15 protein-coding genes are annotated in these 15,920 nt (G+C 70.7%); 11 read left to right on the top strand and 4 right to left on the bottom strand.

Going from position 1 to position 15,920, the window contains the following annotated elements:
* Positions 1 to 130: 130 nt before the first annotated feature.
* Positions 131 to 1,141 (bottom strand): hypothetical protein, encoded by a 1,011-nt coding sequence (locus tag FHR32_RS44925; protein ID WP_246467993.1) that lies wholly within the window; start codon positions 1,139 to 1,141, stop codon positions 131 to 133.
* A 566-nt stretch (positions 1,142 to 1,707) separates the two neighbouring features.
* Here FHR32_RS44925 and FHR32_RS30645 point away from each other — a divergent pair.
* From FHR32_RS30645 to FHR32_RS30620, 6 genes are read left to right on the top strand one after another with little or no spacing between them, the layout of a single operon-like run.
* Positions 1,708 to 3,525 (top strand): ABC transporter substrate-binding protein, encoded by a 1,818-nt coding sequence (locus FHR32_RS30645; protein ID WP_184758026.1) that lies wholly within the window; start codon positions 1,708 to 1,710, stop codon positions 3,523 to 3,525.
* A gap of 6 nt (positions 3,526 to 3,531) precedes the next feature.
* Positions 3,532 to 4,539: an ABC transporter permease gene (locus tag FHR32_RS30640; RefSeq protein ID WP_184758025.1), complete on the top strand. Its 1,008-nt coding sequence runs from the start codon at positions 3,532 to 3,534 to the stop codon at positions 4,537 to 4,539.
* Positions 4,536 to 5,438, top strand: coding sequence for an ABC transporter permease (locus FHR32_RS30635; protein WP_184758024.1), 903 nt, complete (start codon positions 4,536 to 4,538; stop codon positions 5,436 to 5,438). The genes FHR32_RS30640 and FHR32_RS30635 overlap by 4 nt, the downstream gene beginning before the upstream one ends.
* A 3-nt stretch (positions 5,439 to 5,441) precedes the next feature.
* On the top strand, positions 5,442 to 6,599 hold the full coding sequence (locus FHR32_RS30630) for an ABC transporter ATP-binding protein (RefSeq protein ID WP_184758023.1): 1,158 nt from the start codon (positions 5,442 to 5,444) through the stop codon (positions 6,597 to 6,599).
* The gene (locus FHR32_RS30625) at positions 6,596 to 7,606 is read left to right on the top strand and encodes an ABC transporter ATP-binding protein (protein ID WP_184758022.1); all 1,011 of its coding nucleotides are present in this window, start codon (positions 6,596 to 6,598) and stop codon (positions 7,604 to 7,606) included. The genes FHR32_RS30630 and FHR32_RS30625 overlap by 4 nt, the downstream gene beginning before the upstream one ends.
* A 5-nt stretch (positions 7,607 to 7,611) precedes the next feature.
* Positions 7,612 to 8,559 (top strand): GNAT family N-acetyltransferase, encoded by a 948-nt coding sequence (locus FHR32_RS30620; RefSeq protein ID WP_312882774.1) that lies wholly within the window; start codon positions 7,612 to 7,614, stop codon positions 8,557 to 8,559.
* 10 nt (positions 8,560 to 8,569) lie between these two features.
* On the opposite strand, the gene FHR32_RS30615 is transcribed toward FHR32_RS30620, so the two are convergent.
* Positions 8,570 to 9,706, bottom strand: a complete 1,137-nt coding sequence (locus FHR32_RS30615) for an exo-beta-N-acetylmuramidase NamZ family protein (RefSeq protein WP_246467991.1) — start codon at positions 9,704 to 9,706, stop codon at positions 8,570 to 8,572.
* Positions 9,707 to 9,782: 76 nt separating this feature from the next.
* Here FHR32_RS30615 and murQ point away from each other — a divergent pair, with 76 nt between their 5' ends.
* Together murQ and FHR32_RS30605 are read left to right on the top strand one after the other, a co-directional pair.
* Positions 9,783 to 10,700 (top strand): N-acetylmuramic acid 6-phosphate etherase, encoded by a 918-nt coding sequence (gene murQ / locus FHR32_RS30610; protein WP_184758019.1) that lies wholly within the window; start codon positions 9,783 to 9,785, stop codon positions 10,698 to 10,700.
* Positions 10,693 to 11,895: a serine hydrolase domain-containing protein gene (locus FHR32_RS30605; protein WP_184758018.1), complete on the top strand. Its 1,203-nt coding sequence runs from the start codon at positions 10,693 to 10,695 to the stop codon at positions 11,893 to 11,895. The genes murQ and FHR32_RS30605 overlap by 8 nt, the downstream gene beginning before the upstream one ends.
* A gap of 361 nt (positions 11,896 to 12,256) precedes the next feature.
* Here FHR32_RS30605 and FHR32_RS30600 read toward each other — a convergent pair whose 3' ends face one another.
* Positions 12,257 to 13,399: a DUF1648 domain-containing protein gene (locus tag FHR32_RS30600; RefSeq protein ID WP_184758017.1), complete on the bottom strand. Its 1,143-nt coding sequence runs from the start codon at positions 13,397 to 13,399 to the stop codon at positions 12,257 to 12,259.
* On the bottom strand, positions 13,396 to 13,791 hold the full coding sequence (locus FHR32_RS30595) for a GntR family transcriptional regulator (protein ID WP_221466468.1): 396 nt from the start codon (positions 13,789 to 13,791) through the stop codon (positions 13,396 to 13,398). Before FHR32_RS30595 ends, FHR32_RS30600 begins: the two co-directional genes overlap by 4 nt.
* Before the next feature lie 49 nt (positions 13,792 to 13,840).
* Here FHR32_RS30595 and FHR32_RS30590 point away from each other — a divergent pair, with 49 nt between their 5' ends.
* The 3 genes from FHR32_RS30590 to FHR32_RS30580 are packed head-to-tail and all read left to right on the top strand — an operon-like array spanning position 13,841 to position 15,872.
* Positions 13,841 to 14,194 (top strand): hypothetical protein, encoded by a 354-nt coding sequence (locus FHR32_RS30590; RefSeq protein WP_184758016.1) that lies wholly within the window; start codon positions 13,841 to 13,843, stop codon positions 14,192 to 14,194.
* The gene (locus tag FHR32_RS30585) at positions 14,194 to 15,081 is read left to right on the top strand and encodes an ABC transporter ATP-binding protein (RefSeq protein WP_184758015.1); all 888 of its coding nucleotides are present in this window, start codon (positions 14,194 to 14,196) and stop codon (positions 15,079 to 15,081) included. The genes FHR32_RS30590 and FHR32_RS30585 overlap by 1 nt, the downstream gene beginning before the upstream one ends.
* Positions 15,078 to 15,872: an ABC transporter permease gene (locus FHR32_RS30580; RefSeq protein ID WP_184758014.1), complete on the top strand. Its 795-nt coding sequence runs from the start codon at positions 15,078 to 15,080 to the stop codon at positions 15,870 to 15,872. The genes FHR32_RS30585 and FHR32_RS30580 overlap by 4 nt, the downstream gene beginning before the upstream one ends.
* Positions 15,873 to 15,920: the final 48 nt, after the last annotated feature.

Raw genomic sequence — 15,920 nt, 5'->3', positions numbered from 1 at the left:
GCTCGTCGCCCCCGGCGCCGAGCCGCGGCGCCTGACGGGCGGCCCGCACGACTCCTCCCCGCGCTGGTCGCCCGACGGGTGTTCGCTGGCCTTCCTGCGCCCTGTGGACGGAAAGCCGCAGATCCACCTGCTACCGATGGACGGCGGCGAGCCTCACGTCCTCACCGCCGCGCCGCTGGGCGCGGACGCGGCGGTCTGGTCTCCCGACGGCGCCAGGATCGCGTACGGCGCGCCGCACGGCGATCTCGACCCGCACGCCCCGGTCGTGGCCGACCGCCTGGAGTACAAGGCCGACGGCACGGGCCTGCTGCGAGGTCTGACCACGCACCTGTCCGTGGTGGAGGTGGTGACGGGGCAGACCACGCAGATCACCTCGGGAGACTTCCACGCCGGCGAGCCCTCCTGGTCGCCGGACGGTCGGCCGGGCTCTCCTTCCTCCTCCCGCTCCGACCGGGAGGAGGAAGGAGAGCCCGGCCGCGTCGCATGTCGTGGCCGGGCCTCCCCGTTCCCGGACGTCGGTCTCCAGGGCGGCCTTGGCCATCCGGTGGCCCTTGAACGGTTCCATCGCCCGGCCCGCGCCGTGGGCGTCGGTGTGGGCGGGCAGCGCGGGAATGAGGAAGCGGCGCAGCGCCTCGGCGGCCACCACCTGCGGCTCGGACAGCCGCCAGACGGCCAGCATCCGATCGGACTCGTCGCCGGTGTTGATCGCGTCGTCCATGGCGCCGTAGAAGGACGGCAGGTACTCCTCCGGCAGGGCGCCGAGCTTGACCAGGTTGAAGTGGGCGTTGCGCCGCACCAGCGGGTCGTAGGTCCAGGTGATCCGCTCCAGACCCCGGTCAGGGGCCCAGGCGCGCTGGTGCAGCTTGAGCGCGAAGCCGATCCCCCTCCCGGCCACGGCGCCGGTGACGTGGGAGTGCAGGGTCTGCCCGGCAGGGGTCGCCAGGAAGCCGATCGACGCGCCGACCAGGCGGTCGCTGTCGTAGGCGCCGGCCACGTAGTTGCCCGTGTGCGACAGCGCCCGCATCAACTCGACGGTGATCGGCGCGCCGCCCGGGCTGGAATGCCAGATGCCGCCGAAGAGCCGGAGGGCGTCCTCGAACTCCCTGATGAGGTGGAGCTCGCGCGGCACGACTCCGGTCACCGCGGCACCGCCTGGACCGGGCCGGCGGAGAAGGACGCGCGGGTGACGAGCTCTTCCAGGCCTTCCAGCATGGCGTCGAGGTTCACCGTGGTCGTCCCGGCTCCGCCTGGGACAGGCGTCGCATGTTCCCGCCGAGGATTTTGACGATGTCGCCCTCCGGGAGGCCCCGCTCGACCAGGGCCCCGGTCGCCAGTGGCGGGCGGGTGGCGACCGCCGTCGGCAGGTCGTCGTGGGCGTCCCCGACGACCGCTCGGTGGTGAAGATCAACAGACGCGTGCCAGCCCTCCGATGCATGTTTACCGTGACGGTATGACAGGTCAGGGGAGCAGGAATTCGTCGGATTCGCTTAAGAGGAGTGGGTTGTTCGTCCGTTCGGCAAAGATCATCTGCCCTGCCTGGATGCCCATCCCGTCCAGGGGTGGCGCCGATGTCCGGCGGGTGAACAATGAAGGAAAGTTACAGGATTCTCACAACGTATGGAGATTATTGACGCAGCTTGTACGCCGCCCATAGGGTCCGGTCAATCCCGGCTTCCCGGCCTCGAAAGACCCCCAACGGAGCGGTTCATGAAGCGACTAGCAGCTGTAGTGGCGTTGCTCGGCCTTGCCACCGTCACGGCATGCAGCGGCAACACCGGAGACAAGTCCGCCGCGGGCGGTGGCGACGGTGGTGGTGGTCTCTACACCACGATCGACGCCATCAAGCCGAGCCTGGACGTCAACGGCCCGATCAACCCATGGAGCCCCAAGGGCAACGCCTTCTGGGGCTACAACGCCATGCGGATCGCCTGGTCCAAGAACCACCTGACCGACCCCAACCAGTTCTACCCGGGCATCGCGGCGAGCTGGGAGATCGCGCCGGACAACTCCTCGATCACGCTGCACCTGCAGCCGAACAACAAGTGGTCCGACGGCAAGCCGGTCACCGCCGAGGACGTGAAGTTCTCCATCGCCCTGGCCTACACGCAGGGCAGCACCGCCTTCGCGATCGACCCGGGCGCGGCCGGCGCCGCCTCCGAGGTCGAGGTGGTCGACGACAAGACCGTCAAGATCAGCCAGGACATGAAGAACCCCAGCGTCACGTTCGTGCGCGGCGTGATGGACAGCTTCATCGTCCCCCAGCACGTCTGGAGCAGCGTGCTGCCGGCCGACTTCTGGGACAAGCTGAAGGCCGCCCGCGGCGAGGGGGCCGACGCCGAGAACGCCCGCGCCGAGATCACCGCGCTGTCGGAGAAGGTCCTCGCCTTCGCGCCGCCCAAGGACGTCTCCGCGGGCCCGTTCGCGCTGGAGCGGATGAACCCCGGCGAGGCGCTGCTGGTCAAGAACAAGAACTTCTACAACGCCGCGAACGTCGGGCCCGACCAGGTCAAGATGCTCAACTCCACCGGCAACGAGCAGATCTGGAACTACCTCATCGCCGGCAAGCTCGACAGCGCGCCGTTCACCGCGGTGCCCGCCGACGTGATGAAGCGGATCAGCAGCACGCCGGGCAACGCCGTCGTCAAGGGCTTCTCACCGGTCTCGCTGGGCCTGGCGTTCAACCAGGCGAAGAAGCCCTACGACAACGTGCACGTACGGCGGGGGCTGGCCTACCTGATCAACCGCGAGGAGGTCACCACGATCGCCTCGCCTGAGGGCGGCACCCCGGCCGTCACCACCACCGGCATCCACCAGAAGCCCGCCGCCGAGTGGCTCGGCGCCGAACTCGGCGAGCTGGAGCCGTACAAGCTCGACCCGGCCAAGGCCGAGGAGGAGTTCAAGAAGGCCGGCCTGAAGAAGGAGGGCGGCAAGTGGACGCTGCCCGACGGCACACCGTGGAAGTTCACCATCAACGTCCCCACCCCGTTCTCCGACTGGGTCTCCGGTGCCAAGGCCGTCACCAGCCAGCTCACCGCCGCCGGGGTCGACGCCGAGGTCCTGACCGTCGCCGACTACCCGCTCTACCTGAAGGAGATCGCGGAGGGCAAGTACGACGTCGGGTTCTGGCTGGTCGCGCTCGGCCCCGCGCCGTACAACATCTACCAGCGCCTCTACGGCGCCTCCAACGGCTGGGCGATCCTGGGCGGCAAGGTCAAGCACTCCGCGCCCGGCAAGAACGGCAACTGGATGGGCGGCCCGGAGACCATCGAGGTCGACGGCGCCAAGGTCAACCCGGGCGAGCTCACCGCCAAGCTGAACTCCGCCTCCGAGGACGAGCAGAAGACCATCGTCGGCCAGCTCGCCAAGGCGGCCAACCAGGACCTGCCGGTCGTCCAGCTCTGGGACTACGTCAACACCCAGTTCGTCAACACCAACCACTTCACCGGCTTCCCCGAGAACGACAGCGACCTGCTCCGCCAGCCCGCCGGCGTGTGGATCCAGCTCGGCATGGTCAAGAAGAAGTAGTAGTACATGACGGCGTTCGCGCGACGGCTCGCGGGTCACCTGGCCCGCGGGCTTGTCATGATCTTGATTGTCACCACGGTCAGCTTCTTCGTGATCAGAAGCGTCCCCGGTGACCCCATGGCGGCCAGATACGAGAAAATGGTCGAGCAGGGCATGTCGCCCGAGGCGGCGCAGCGGGCCGTCGAGGTCCTGTTCGGCTTCGCACCGACCGGCAGCCTGTGGCAGCAGTACGTCGACTACATGTCCGGCCTGGCCCGCCTCGACCTGGGCCAGTCGCTGACCGTGCCGGGCGTGGGCGTGTCGACCGTGCTGTTCTCGGCCGCCAAGTGGACCATCCTGCCGGTGCTCGCGGGCACGCTGCTGAGCTTCCTGATCGGCATCGTGATGGGGGTCTACGCCGCCATCAAGCGCTCGGGAAAGCTCGGCGACATCCTCGCGATCTCCGGATCGCTCCTGCACGGCGTCCCCCAGTACGTGCTCGCGCTGCTGCTGGGCGCCGTCTTCACCACCCTGTGGCCGATCCTGCCCCAGGGAGGTACGGCGGACATCATGTTCGAGCCGGGCTTCAACGCCGGATACATCGGCTCGCTCGTCGAGCACGCCACGCTGCCGGTCCTCACCTACGCGCTCGCCGGTTACGGAGGCTGGATCCTGGCGATGAAGTCGAGCGTGGTCACCGTCCTCGGCGACGACTTCATCCTCGCCGCCGAGCTGCGCGGGCTCAAACGCGGCTTCATCTTCCGCTACGTGGCGCGCAACGCGATCCTGCCGCTGTTCACGATCCTGGCGCTCTCGCTGGGCATGCTGTTCGGTGGCGCGATCTTCATCGAGCGGATCTTCAACTACCCCGGCCTGGGGCTGATGCTCATCGACAGCATCACCAACCGTGACTACGCCCTGATGGGCGGCGCGTTCCTGCTGATCACGGCGGCGATCATCGTCGCGAACATCGCGGCCGACCTGTTCTACACCGTGATCGACCCGCGGGTGCGGAGCGGGGAGGGAGTCGCATGACAGCGCCGACGATCGCCGTGGGCAACGGCCGCGCCACCCTGCGGCGCAACTTCTGGCACGGCGTCTGGCGGGTGCTGAAGCGCAAGCCCAGCCGGATGGCCGGCATGGTCATCGTGCTGGGGTTCGCGTTCATGGGCATCTTCGGCCCCCTGTTCTACCCCGACCCGCTGCCCCGCGACACCGCCAACCTCTACGCGGCGCCGAGCTGGGAGCATCTGTTCGGCACCGACTTCGAGGGCACCGACGTGCTGGCGCTGGTCGTCACCGGTTCGAGCTACGTACTGCTGAGTGCGGTGATCACCGCGGTCATCACGGTCGTGCTCGGCACCGGGATCGGGCTGTTCGCCGGGTTCCGGCGCGGGCGCTGGGACACGGTGCTCATGCGGATCACCGACATGAAGCTCACCATCCCCGGCCTGCCGCTGCTGCTGGTGCTGTCGACCATCTGGAAGTTCGGCAGCGCGATCGAGATGGGCCTGGTGCTCGGCCTGCTGGGCTGGGGCGGCGTGGCGCGGGCCGTACGCTCGCAGACCCTGTCGCTGCGCGAGCGCGGCTTCATCGAGGCGGCCCGGGGGCTGGGACTGTCCACCACCCACATCATCGGCAGGGAACTGCTGCCCAGCATGGCCCCCTTCATCGCGATGAACATGCTCATCGCCGTCACCGGCGCGGTCTACGCGCAGGTGGGCCTGTTCTTCCTGGGCGTTCTGCCGTTCGAGGCCAACAACTGGGGCGTGATGCTCAACCTCGCGGTGTTCGGAGGAGGAGCGATGTCGTCGCCCGCCGCGCTGCCGTACCTGATGGCGCCGCTGCTGGCGATCCTGCTGCTCACCCTGGGCATCGTGCTCGCCGTCGACGCGATGGACGAGATCTTCAACCCCCGCCTGCGTGAGGAGTGACGGGTGTCTGCGACCCCTGAGAAGAACCCCGGTAAGAAGACGCCGGGGGTGCGCGTCAGCGGCCTGACCGTCGTCTACCGGACGCAGGCCGGAGAGCTGCCCGCGATCCGCGGGATCGACCTGGAGCTGCCGCCCGGGACCATCACCGGCGTGGTCGGCGAGTCCGGCTCCGGCAAGTCCACGCTGGCGCTGTCCCTGCTCAACGCCGTCCAGCCGCCCGGCAGGATCAGCGCCGGCAGCGTGGAGATCGACGGTCTCGGCGACGTCGTGAAGCTGCGGGGCGAGGACCTGCGCAAGGCGAGGGGACGGCACATCGGTTACGTCTTCCAGGCCGCGCAGAACTCGCTCAACCCGCTGAAGACGGTCGGCAAGCAACTGCTCGACCTGGGCCGCTCGCACGGGGTGGACGACCTGCGCGGGCTCGTCAAGGACGCCAGAGAGCTGCTCGGCCGGATGGGCCTGGACGGCGCGCGCGTCCTCGACTCCCACCAGCACGAGCTGTCGGGCGGGATGCGCCAGCGGGTCGGCATCATGCTGGCCCTGGTGCTCAACGCCCACCTGGTGGTGCTGGACGAGCCCACGACCGCGCTCGACATGATCACACAGGCGAACATCCTGCGGATCGTCCGAGAGGTCCACGCCGAACGCGGGCTCACCACAATGATCATCACCCACGACCTCGGGGTGGTGGCCGAGGTCGCCGACCGGCTGGCCGTCATGTACGGCGGGCAGATCGTCGAGCAGGGCGCCACCATGGACGTGCTGGGCGCGCCCCGCCACCCCTACACCCAGGGCCTGATCCGGGCCATCCCGCGCCTGGTGGGTGACATCGACGAGGCCAGCGCCCTGCCCGGCCGGCCGCCGACACTGGGCACGATCCCGGCCCAGGGGTGCGTGTTCAGGGACCGCTGCGTCCTGCGCATGGACGTCTGCGAGACGGTGGAACCGCCGGTCGTCGTCCGCGGGACGTCGATCGTGGCCTGTCACGCGGTCGAGGCCGCGGACCGGGACGGGCACGCTCCCGCGGCGGAGGCGCCGGAGCCCGGTACCGGGGGAGGGGAGAGCCCCGCCAGTGCGCCGGAGACGGCCGAGGAAGCGCAGGAGACCGTGGGAGCGCGGGGACCGGCCGGGGTACAGGACATACGGGGGGAGCAGCCGTGATCACGGGTAAGGACATCACGAAGACCTTCAGGCAGCGGGGCGGCGTGCTCGCCGGCCGGGAGGTGAAGGCGCTGCGCGGCGTCGACTTCGCCATCGAGAAGGGCGGGGCCGCCTCGTTCATCGGCGAGTCCGGCTGCGGCAAGACCACACTCGGCCGGATCATCGCCGGGCTGGAGACCCATGACTCCGGTGAGATCACCATCGACGGCACTCCCATGTCGTCGCTCAAGCCCCGCCGGCGGCAGCCGTACTTCCGCCGGATCCAGCTCATCCATCAGGACCCCTACTCGGCGCTCAACCCGACGCGCACGATCCACCAGACGCTGGACGCGCCGCTGACCCTGCGGGCACAGCAGACCGGCCGCCCGCGGTCCTGGGTGGACGAGCGGGCCCACGAGCTGCTGGCGCTGGTCGGGCTCGACCCGGACTACGTGCTGCCGCGCTACCCCCACCAGCTCTCCGGCGGGATGCGCCAGCGCGTCGTCATCGCCCGCGCGCTCACCGTGGACCCCGACATGCTCGTCGCCGACGAGGCCGTCTCCATGATCGACGTGTCGCTCCGGCTGGGCATCCTGGCGCTGCTGAAGGACCTGCGCGAGCGGCTCGGGGTGAGCGTGCTGTTCATCACCCACGACGTGGCGACCGCGCGTTACATCGGCGACGACGGCGAGCTCTACGTCATCTACCGGGGGCAGGTCGTCGAGCGGGGCCATGTGGAGACGATCATCGCCAACCCCGTCCATCCCTACACGCAGTCGCTGCTGTCGGCCATTCCGGTGCTGCACGGCCTGGAGCGTCCGGGCGAGCAGCCGGTGGTGCCGACCGAGGCACTGGACGAGAGCCACCACGACGCGGGCTGCCTGTTCGCGCGGCGCTGCCCGTTCCGCACGGAGCGCTGTGAGTCGGAGGTGCCGGTGCTCGGCCACGCGGCCGACACCCCCCAGGAGCACGCCTGCTTCCATCCCGAGCGCCGCAACGTCGTCGCCATGCCGATCAGTCGAGGATGAGACCTGTGGGACAGAGCAACGGATCCGCCGAGCGGGGCGCCCGGAACGCAGAGGGGAGGGAGAACGGCGGAGCGGCCCCGGTGGAGATCCGCCAGGCCGCCGCGGCCGACACGGCGGCGCTCGCCGGGATCGCCGCGGCCGCCCTCACCCTGGACGCACCGGACGCGCCGGCCATGGTGGCCAGGCTCTCCGCGCCGCCGCAAGGACGCCGCTCGACCGTTCTGGTCACCGGCGACCTCACCGGTTGCGTGTTCGCCTCGATATCGGGGCGCGACCCGTCCGTCGGGCACATCGACCTGCTCGCCGTACACCCCCGCGCGCAGGATGGCGGGCGCGGTCGCGCGCTGGTCGCCGCGGCCGAGGACTGGTTGCGGGCCGAAGGGGCGGCTGAGGCGCGTCTGGCCGGCAATCCGCCCTGTTACGCCTGGCCGGGCATCGACGTGCGCTACACCCCGGCGGCGGCCCTGGCCGAGAGCCTCGGCTACGAGCGCTACGACGTGGCGTGGAACATGACCGCCGACCTCGCCCCCGAGGTGGACCTGTCCACCGACGCCGACGTCGCGCGGCTGGCGGAGGCGGGCGTCGGCGTCCACGCGGCCGGCCCGCACGACCGCCCCGCGCTGCTCGCCTTCATCCGGGAGCACTGGAACGACAACTGGGCGTGGGAGGCCGAGCAGGCCGGCGGCTGCCACTATGCCGCCCGGGGCGGGGAGATCCTCGGCTTCGCCGCGTGGGGTGCCAGGCCGTCCTGGTTCGGCCCGATGGGCACCGCCCCGGCCGCGCGCGGACTGGGTGTCGGCCGGGTGCTGCTCCGCCGCTGCCTGGCCGAGCAGAGGGCCGCCGGCCAGGCGAGCGCGCAGATCGGCTGGGTGGGACCGCTCCGCTTCTACTCCCGGGCGGTCGGTGCGCGCGCCGAGCGGGTCTTCTGGCTCTACCGCCGCGGCCTGCGGTGACAGCGGGATGTCAGCGGTAGAGCAGCGGCTCACCGCCCGTCCAGGCCTCCGGGTGGCACGGGGGCGGGCACAGCTCGCGGGGGTCGTCTCCCGCGTCCAGGGTGCGGCGCAGCGTGTCCGAGCCCCACAGCAGGTCCACGGTGTGACCCCCGGTGTCCTCGTTGCGGTACCAGTCGAACTCCTCCGGGTGGAGCGAGCGCGCCAGGTGCAGCATCGACACCCCGGTCAGCACCGGCCGGAACGCCTCCGGGTCGTGCACGTGGAGCTGCACGCCCCGGACGGTCACGCCCGCGTGCTTGCGGAAGGCCGGCGCGAACCACGTGTCGCGGAACCGCACGCCGGGCAGGTCCAGGGCGTTCAGCCCGGCGGCGAACCGCCCGTCGAGGTAGGGGGCGCCGACCAGTTCGAAGGGGCGGGTCGTGCCGCGCCCCTCCGACAGGTTGGTGCCCTCGAACAGGCCGGTGCCCGGATACACCAGCGCGGTCTCCGGGGTCGGCATGTTCACCGAGGGCATCACCCAGGGCAGGCCGGTGGCCGCGAACGGCATGTCGCGCCGCCAGCCCTCGGCGGTGATCACCTGCAGGTCGGCGCCGAGGGACCGGTTGACGTGCAGCGCCAGCTCACCCGCGGTGAGCCCGTGCCGTACCGGGATGGCGGCGCGTCCCACGAAGCTGGCGTACGCCACGTCGAGCACCGGGCCCTCCGCGACGGTCCCGCCGAGGGGGTTGGGCCGGTCCAGTACGGCGAAGCGCACCCCGAGCCTGGCGGCCGACGCCATGAGGTCGTACATCGTCCAGACGTAGGTGTAGAACCGCGTGCCGATGTCGGCGATGTCGAAGACGAGGGTGTCGACCTTGGACGACTTCACCAGCTCGTCCAGGGCGGCGCCGTCCCTGTTGTAGGTGTCGAAGACCGGCAGGCCGGTGGCGGGGTCGGTGTCGGCCTGCTCGCCGTACCCGTCCTGGGCCGCGCCACGCACTCCGTGCTCGGGACTGAACAGCGCGGTCAGCGGCACGCCCGCCGACAGCAGGGCGGACGCGCCCGGGGTGAGGTCGGCGAGGAGGCCGGTGGGGTTGGTGACGAGGCCGATCCGCTCCCCTCGGAGAAGGGCGGGGTCGCCGACAAGTCGTTCTATTCCGGTGCGCATGAGTGACATGGCTCCATTCTTGGAAGATAATTTGCAGAATAGAAGACTCTGGTGAAAATTAGCGACATGGGGCGTCATGATTGATCCACTGGCGGAGTTGTCCACCGAGCAGAGCGATCCGCGCTACGGCCAGATCGACCGGCTCTCGACCGAGCAGGTGGCCCGGCTGATGAACGCGGCCGACGCCACGGTGCCCACGGCGGTGGCCACGGCCATACCGGCGATCTCGGCCGCGGTCGACGCGATCGTCACCCGGATGCGATCCGGAGGACGCCTGTTCTACGTGGGCGCGGGCACCTCGGGCCGGCTGGCCGTACTGGACGCCTCCGAGTGCCCGCCGACCTTCGGCACCGATCCGGAGCTGGTGCAGGGCATCATCGCGGGCGGCGTGCCCGCGCTGACCCGCTCGGTCGAGGGCGCGGAGGACGACGACGCCGCCGGAGCCCGGGCGATCGCCGACCGGCAGGTGGGCGCGCTCGACTCGGTGGTCGGCGTCTCCGCCAGCGGCCGGGCGCCGTTCGTGCTCGGCGCACTCAAGGAGGCGACGCACCGCGACGCCCTCACCGTGGCGCTGTCGTGCAACGCCGGAGCCCCGCTCTCCGCCGCGGCACTCCACCCGCTTGAGGTGATCGTCGGTCCGGAGGTGGTGACCGGCTCGACCAGGCTCAAGGCCGGGACCGCGCAGAAGCTGGTCCTGAACATGATCTCCACGATCGCGATGGTCAGGCTGGGCCGGACCTACGGCAACACGATGATCGAGGTGTCGGCGGCGAACTCCAAGCTCGCCGACCGGGCCACCCGGATGGTCGGCGACATCACCGGCGTGGACCTCTCCGTCGCCCGCCCCGCGCTGGAGGCGGCCGGGTGGCATGTGAAGGTCGCGGTGCTGATGATCGAACGCGGCCTCGACCCGGACGACGCCCGGATCCTGCTCCGGGAGCACGGCGACCGCCTGGAGTCGGCGCTCGCCTCGGAAGAGGCTCAGGGTGCCTGACACCGGCGGAGGGCCCGCCGGACAGGACGGGCCGGGCCTGGCGGACAGGGCCGGCGTGTCCGGCGGCGCGGGCGGGCACGACACGTCCGGCGCTCCGGCCGGCGTGTCCGGCGCGGGCGGGTACGGCACGCCCGGTGGCTCCGCGGGGCTCGCCGCCCTCCTGGCGGACGCCGTGCCGCGGGTGTGCTCGGCGGCGGTCGCCGTGATCGCCGTGGACGGCGGCACGGTCGCCGCCGCGGCGCACGGGGAGCTCGTACGGTACGCGGATGACTCCGAGACGCTCCTGGCCGACCGGCCGGCGGTCCGCCGCGACTCGATCTTCGACCTCGCCTCGCTCACCAAGCTCTACACGACGGCCGTCATCCTGTCGCTCGTCGAGGAGGGCCTCCTCGCCCTGGACGCCCCCATCGCGGTCTGGCTGCCCGGCGCGCCCACCGGGGTCACCCTGCGGCACCTGCTCACCCACGCGGCGGGCCTGCCTCCCGGCCGCCGCGCCCACGAGGAGATCCCCGGGGACGGGCCCGAGGTGCTCGCCGCCCGCCTGGAGCGGATCCTCTCGACACCGCCGCTGCACCCGCTCGGCGAGCGCCACCTCTACTCCGACGTCGGCATGATCACCGCCGGCCGGGTGGCGGAGATCGCCGGGGGAGCCCCCCTGGACGAGCTGCTCCGCCTGCGGGTCACCGGGCCGCTCGGCCTGGGCGACACCGGATACCGGCCCGCGCCGTCGCTCCGGCCCAGGATCGCCGCCACCGAGTACAAGCCCGAACGCGCGGGCTCCGGATGCGTGCGAGGCGAGGTCCACGACGAGACCGCCCACGGCCTGGGCGGGGTCGCCGGGCACGCCGGGATCTTCTCCACGGCCGACGAGGTGGTGCGTTTCGCCGAGACGCTCCGCGCCGGAGGCGCCCCCGTCCTGCGTCCGGAGACGGTGGCGGAGATGACCCGCGACCAGGGCGTCGCGGGCGCGGACTTCCGGCAGGGCTTGGGGGTGAGGATCGGAGACCCCGCCATCGTGGGCCCGCTGACCTCCGCCTACGGCCACTCCGGGTTCACCGGCACCTCGCTCGTCGTCGATCCCGGGCGGGCCCTGACGGTCGTCCTGCTGACCAACAACGTCCATCCGCTCCGGGGGAGGGCGGGCATCCGCGACCTGCGCCACGCTGTCGCCGCCGAGGCGCTGAGGCTGTGCTGAGACGTCTCGATCCAATGGTTGCCGGACGGACGACGGGCGCCTCTTCGCCGTCGCCCGGGTCACCTGATGAGGTCAGTCAACCGCCAGATGGCGCATACCGCCGTATGTTTGACTCATGTCCGCCACCAGGAGGATCACGGGGCCTTCACCGAGGAGGAGCTGTCCGGGGCTCGGGCCAAGATCTTTGGTGCCACCGGTTCCACCAGGCATACGGGCGTCGCGTGACCGAGCGTTTCGAGACCGTAATGACCTCGGACGCCGACGACATGGCCAGGTTGTGCGAGGGCCGCGTACAGATCATCGGTCTGTAACTCGCGGCCGGAACATGCGTCGACCCTCGTCAGATCGGCCGGCGGACGCGTTAGAAGAGGCTCTGCTTCTGAGGCAGGTCGATGACGCCGAAGAGAGCGGACAGGCCGAGCGAGGCAAGGGCGACCACCAGTACGGCGATGAGGAGCCAGGCGATCGGATGCCCGAGGTTGAGCGTCCATGAGGAGCCGATCCGGGCATGGAGGAGGAGGGCGGGGTCGCGGCGGTTGACATAGACGGTGCCCGCGAGGAACCAGTGCCGGTCATCGTCGCGTTGGGCGAGTCCGGAATCTTCCTTCTCTTCCCCGGGCAGGGCGGGCAGCCGGTGCCCGGCCGCGCCCACCTTCGCCTCCCAGACCAGCCATGCGCCGAGCAGTACGGCGAGCGGCAGGTAGGCGGCGGCCTGCCACAGGCTCGTAGGCGTGATGATCGCCCACAGTTGCAGTGCCGAGACGAGCAGGCCCAGATTCAGGCAGGCGGCCGACAGCAGCGACAACGCGGCGATGCCGCGCAGGTAGACGCGGTAGCGGCGGGCCGACCCTTTGGGCCTGGCCGCGTCGAGGTCGGGCCGGGCGCGCAACAGGATCACGACCAGGGCGAGGACCAACAAGGTGATCGCGGTCTGATACACCACCGGTTCGAAGGCGTTGAACAAGGTCGCGGGCTCGCGTTGTGCGGGGGCGATGCCGTACCCGAGGAACAGCGGCAGCGTGGCGGGCAGTTCGCCGTAGCGTGACCAGCCGATGCCCGCGGTGACCAGCGGGACCGCCAGGGCGGCCAGGCTCCATGCCCAGGGCACGCGGATCGGGTCGGTGCGGAACGTGGTGTCCACGGTGACTCCCTGACGCCGCTCGGCCGTCCATCCCCCTACGTCCTTGGCGGCGCGGACCTTGCGGTGGGCGCGGTGGTACAGCAGCAGGTCGGCGGCGGCCAGGGCGGTCACAGCGGTGCCGATCACGGCTGGATGGCCGGCGGCGAGCAGGACGGGGACAGAGAGCGTCGCGGCGACGGCGGCCATCATGACGGTCAGGCGGGCGAAGACGCGCCGCTGGGCGACGACGGCAGGGTCGCCCGCCCGATCGGTGGTCACGCGGACGCCGAACGGCATGGTCGGCCTGGCCAGCACCGGCAGCGCCAGCATGAGGCAGGTGACCAGCGCGATGGAGGCCAGATCGGCCGCGATGAGCAGTGTCATGGTGTCTCCCTGAATTCGGCCAGCATCGCCTCGCATCGCCGGGTCACGGTCTCCCGGTCCAGGCCGTGGACTGTGGCTTCGGCCAGCAGCACACGCATTCGCTCCTCCCAGTCGTCGGTGAACCCGGCCTCGGGCGGACCCGTGGTGGCATCTCGCCGCACGACGGCGCCGCTCTTGCGGTTGATCCGGATGACTCCCTGCTGTCGTAGCAGGTCATAGGCCTTGTTCACGGTGTGGAAATTGATGCCGAAGTCCCCGGCCAGCTGCCGGGTCGAGGGCAGCGGATCGCCTTCCCGCGCCTGTCCGCGGGCGATCGCCTCCACGATCCTGTCCCGGATCTGCTGGTAGATCGGGACCTCGCTGTCGAGATCAAGGGTCAGGTGCACACTCATATGCTATCTGATATACAACTAATAGAACAGATGAAACAGAAAGGCGATCATGATCCGAGTAAGGATTCACGACGGGATGGTGACCGTGCTCTTCGACTCGTGGGCACGGCTGTTCACCAGGACCGGTGCGGTGAGCGTGCCGCTGGCGGCCATCGGCGAGGTGCACTGCCTGGACCGGCCGCTCGCGGCGGTCAAGGGAACGCACTTCGGCCTGCTCGTCAGCGGCTTCATCAAGGTCGGTACGTGGAGGTCCCTGGGCGGCGTCCGGCAGCTGGTCGCCGCCCGCCGCGACGTCACGGGCCTGCGGATCGTGCTGAAGGGCAGGGCGTCGGGCTACGACGAGCTGATCATCAGCGTCCAGGACGCCCGGGAGATCCAGCGCAACCTGGCGGCGGCGCTGTGATGAGCGAAGGCGCATGGGGCATCGCGGTGCGCGGCCTGACCAAGACCTTCGGGCCGGTGGCCGCCGTCACCGACCTCAGCTTCGACGTCGCCCCCGGCACGGTGACCGGTTTCCTCGGCCCGAACGGCGCCGGCAAGACCACCACCATGCGGATGGTGCTGGGGCTGGTCGCGCCCACCTCCGGCACCGCCACCATCGGCGGCAAGCGCTACGCCGACCTGCCCAATCCGACCGCGACCGTCGGCGCCGTACTGGACGGCTCGGGCTTCCACCCCGACCACACCGCCCTGGACCACCTGCGGGTCTATGCCCGCATGGGCCGGCACGGCAGGGCGCGTGTCACGCAGGTCGCCGACCTGACCGGGGTGTCCGCGTTCGCGGGGCGGAAGACACGCACCCTGTCCACCGGAATGCGGCAGCGTCTCAACCTGGCCACCGCGCTGCTCGGCGACCCGCGGGTTCTGCTGCTGGACGAGCCGAGCAACGGCCTCGACCCCGAGGGCATCGCCTGGCTGCGGCGATTCCTGCGCGAGCTGGCCGTCGAAGGGCGCACCGTCCTGGTCTCCAGCCATGTGCTCGGCGAGATCGAGCAGATGGCCGACCGTGTCGTGGTGATCCGCGACGGCCACCTGGTCGCCACCGCGAAGGTCACCGAGCTGTACGGCAAGGCCGCCGTGCTGGTCCGTTCGCCGCGGGCGGACCAGCTCAAGGCCTGCCTCACGGTTTCCGCGGAGATCCTGCAACCGGGTGTCCTGCGCATCCACGACATGACCACGGCCGAGGTGGCCGCCGCGGCGGCGGCCCGCGACATCCCGCTGCACGAGATCACCATCGAACGCCCGACTCTCGAGCAGGCGTTCCTGCACCTGACCGGAGGACGACGATGACGGCGCTCATCTCGGCGGAGTGGACGCGCCTGACCACCACCAGGCTGTGGCTCTGGGGTCTGCTGGCCGCGCTCGGCAGCGGAGTCTTCACCGGTCTGCTCGCGCTTGTGGGCCCGGAGAACTTCACCCCTCCGCTCCCGGGACTGGATACCGCGCAGGGCACCCGGATGCTGCTGGGCCTGCTCGGATTCACCACGTTCGTCCCCGCCGTACTCGGCACCGCCGGCGTGGCCTCGGAATACCGGCACCGGACCGCCACCACCACGGCGCTGTTCGCTCCCAGACGCTGGACCTCGCTGGTCGCCAAGCTGGTTACCTACGGCGGCGGCGGGCTCGCCTACGGCCTGCTCGCCGCGGCGGTCGCGGCAGGCGCCCTCTTCTCGGTGGCGGCCCTCAAGGGTGTCACCCTCGGCCTGCCCGCGAGCACCGTTCTGGCCTTGCTGGGCCGCATCGCGCTGACCATGGCCGTCTACACCCTGCTGGGCATGGCGGTGGGCGCCCTCCTGCGCAACCAGATCGCCGCGCTCGTGGCCGTCGGCGCCTACTTCTACATGATCGAGACCGCGCTGATGTTCATCCCCGGGGTCAGAGCGATCTACCCCTTCCTGCCTGGCGGCGCCACTGCCGCGCTGACCGGGTTCACCTATCTGGCCGACGCCGTCGCCGACCAGACCGGCGCATCGGCCACCACCCTCCTCCCCGCGCCGATCGGCGGCGCCGTACTCCTCGGCTACGCCCTGATCGCGTCCGCGATCGCCGTCGCGGCTCCACTGCGGCGGGACATCGCGTGAGCCGCACCAGGTGAGACACCGGCGTCGCCCATCCCCGGCGAGACCATC

The sequence above is a fragment of the Streptosporangium album genome (assembly GCF_014203795.1).
Classification (GTDB): domain Bacteria; phylum Actinomycetota; class Actinomycetes; order Streptosporangiales; family Streptosporangiaceae; genus Streptosporangium; species Streptosporangium album.
The sequence above is the reverse complement of the archived record's forward strand: the minus strand, read 5'-3'. Positions and strand labels throughout refer to the sequence as shown.

Coding starts and splice junctions, on each gene's coding strand:
- FHR32_RS30580 (WP_184758014.1), top strand. CDS start 15,078: ATGACGGCGCTCATCTCGGCGGAGTGGACGCGCCTGACCACCACCAGG.
- FHR32_RS30615 (WP_246467991.1), bottom strand. CDS start 9,706: ATGCGCACCGGAATAGAACGACTTGTCGGCGACCCCGCCCTTCTCCGA.
- FHR32_RS30595 (WP_221466468.1), bottom strand. CDS start 13,791: ATGAGTGTGCACCTGACCCTTGATCTCGACAGCGAGGTCCCGATCTAC.
- FHR32_RS30590 (WP_184758016.1), top strand. CDS start 13,841: ATGATCCGAGTAAGGATTCACGACGGGATGGTGACCGTGCTCTTCGAC.
- FHR32_RS30645 (WP_184758026.1), top strand. CDS start 1,708: ATGAAGCGACTAGCAGCTGTAGTGGCGTTGCTCGGCCTTGCCACCGTC.
- FHR32_RS30585 (WP_184758015.1), top strand. CDS start 14,194: ATGAGCGAAGGCGCATGGGGCATCGCGGTGCGCGGCCTGACCAAGACC.
- FHR32_RS30600 (WP_184758017.1), bottom strand. CDS start 13,399: ATGACACTGCTCATCGCGGCCGATCTGGCCTCCATCGCGCTGGTCACC.
- FHR32_RS30635 (WP_184758024.1), top strand. CDS start 4,536: ATGACAGCGCCGACGATCGCCGTGGGCAACGGCCGCGCCACCCTGCGG.
- murQ (WP_184758019.1), top strand. CDS start 9,783: ATGATTGATCCACTGGCGGAGTTGTCCACCGAGCAGAGCGATCCGCGC.
- FHR32_RS30640 (WP_184758025.1), top strand. CDS start 3,532: ATGACGGCGTTCGCGCGACGGCTCGCGGGTCACCTGGCCCGCGGGCTT.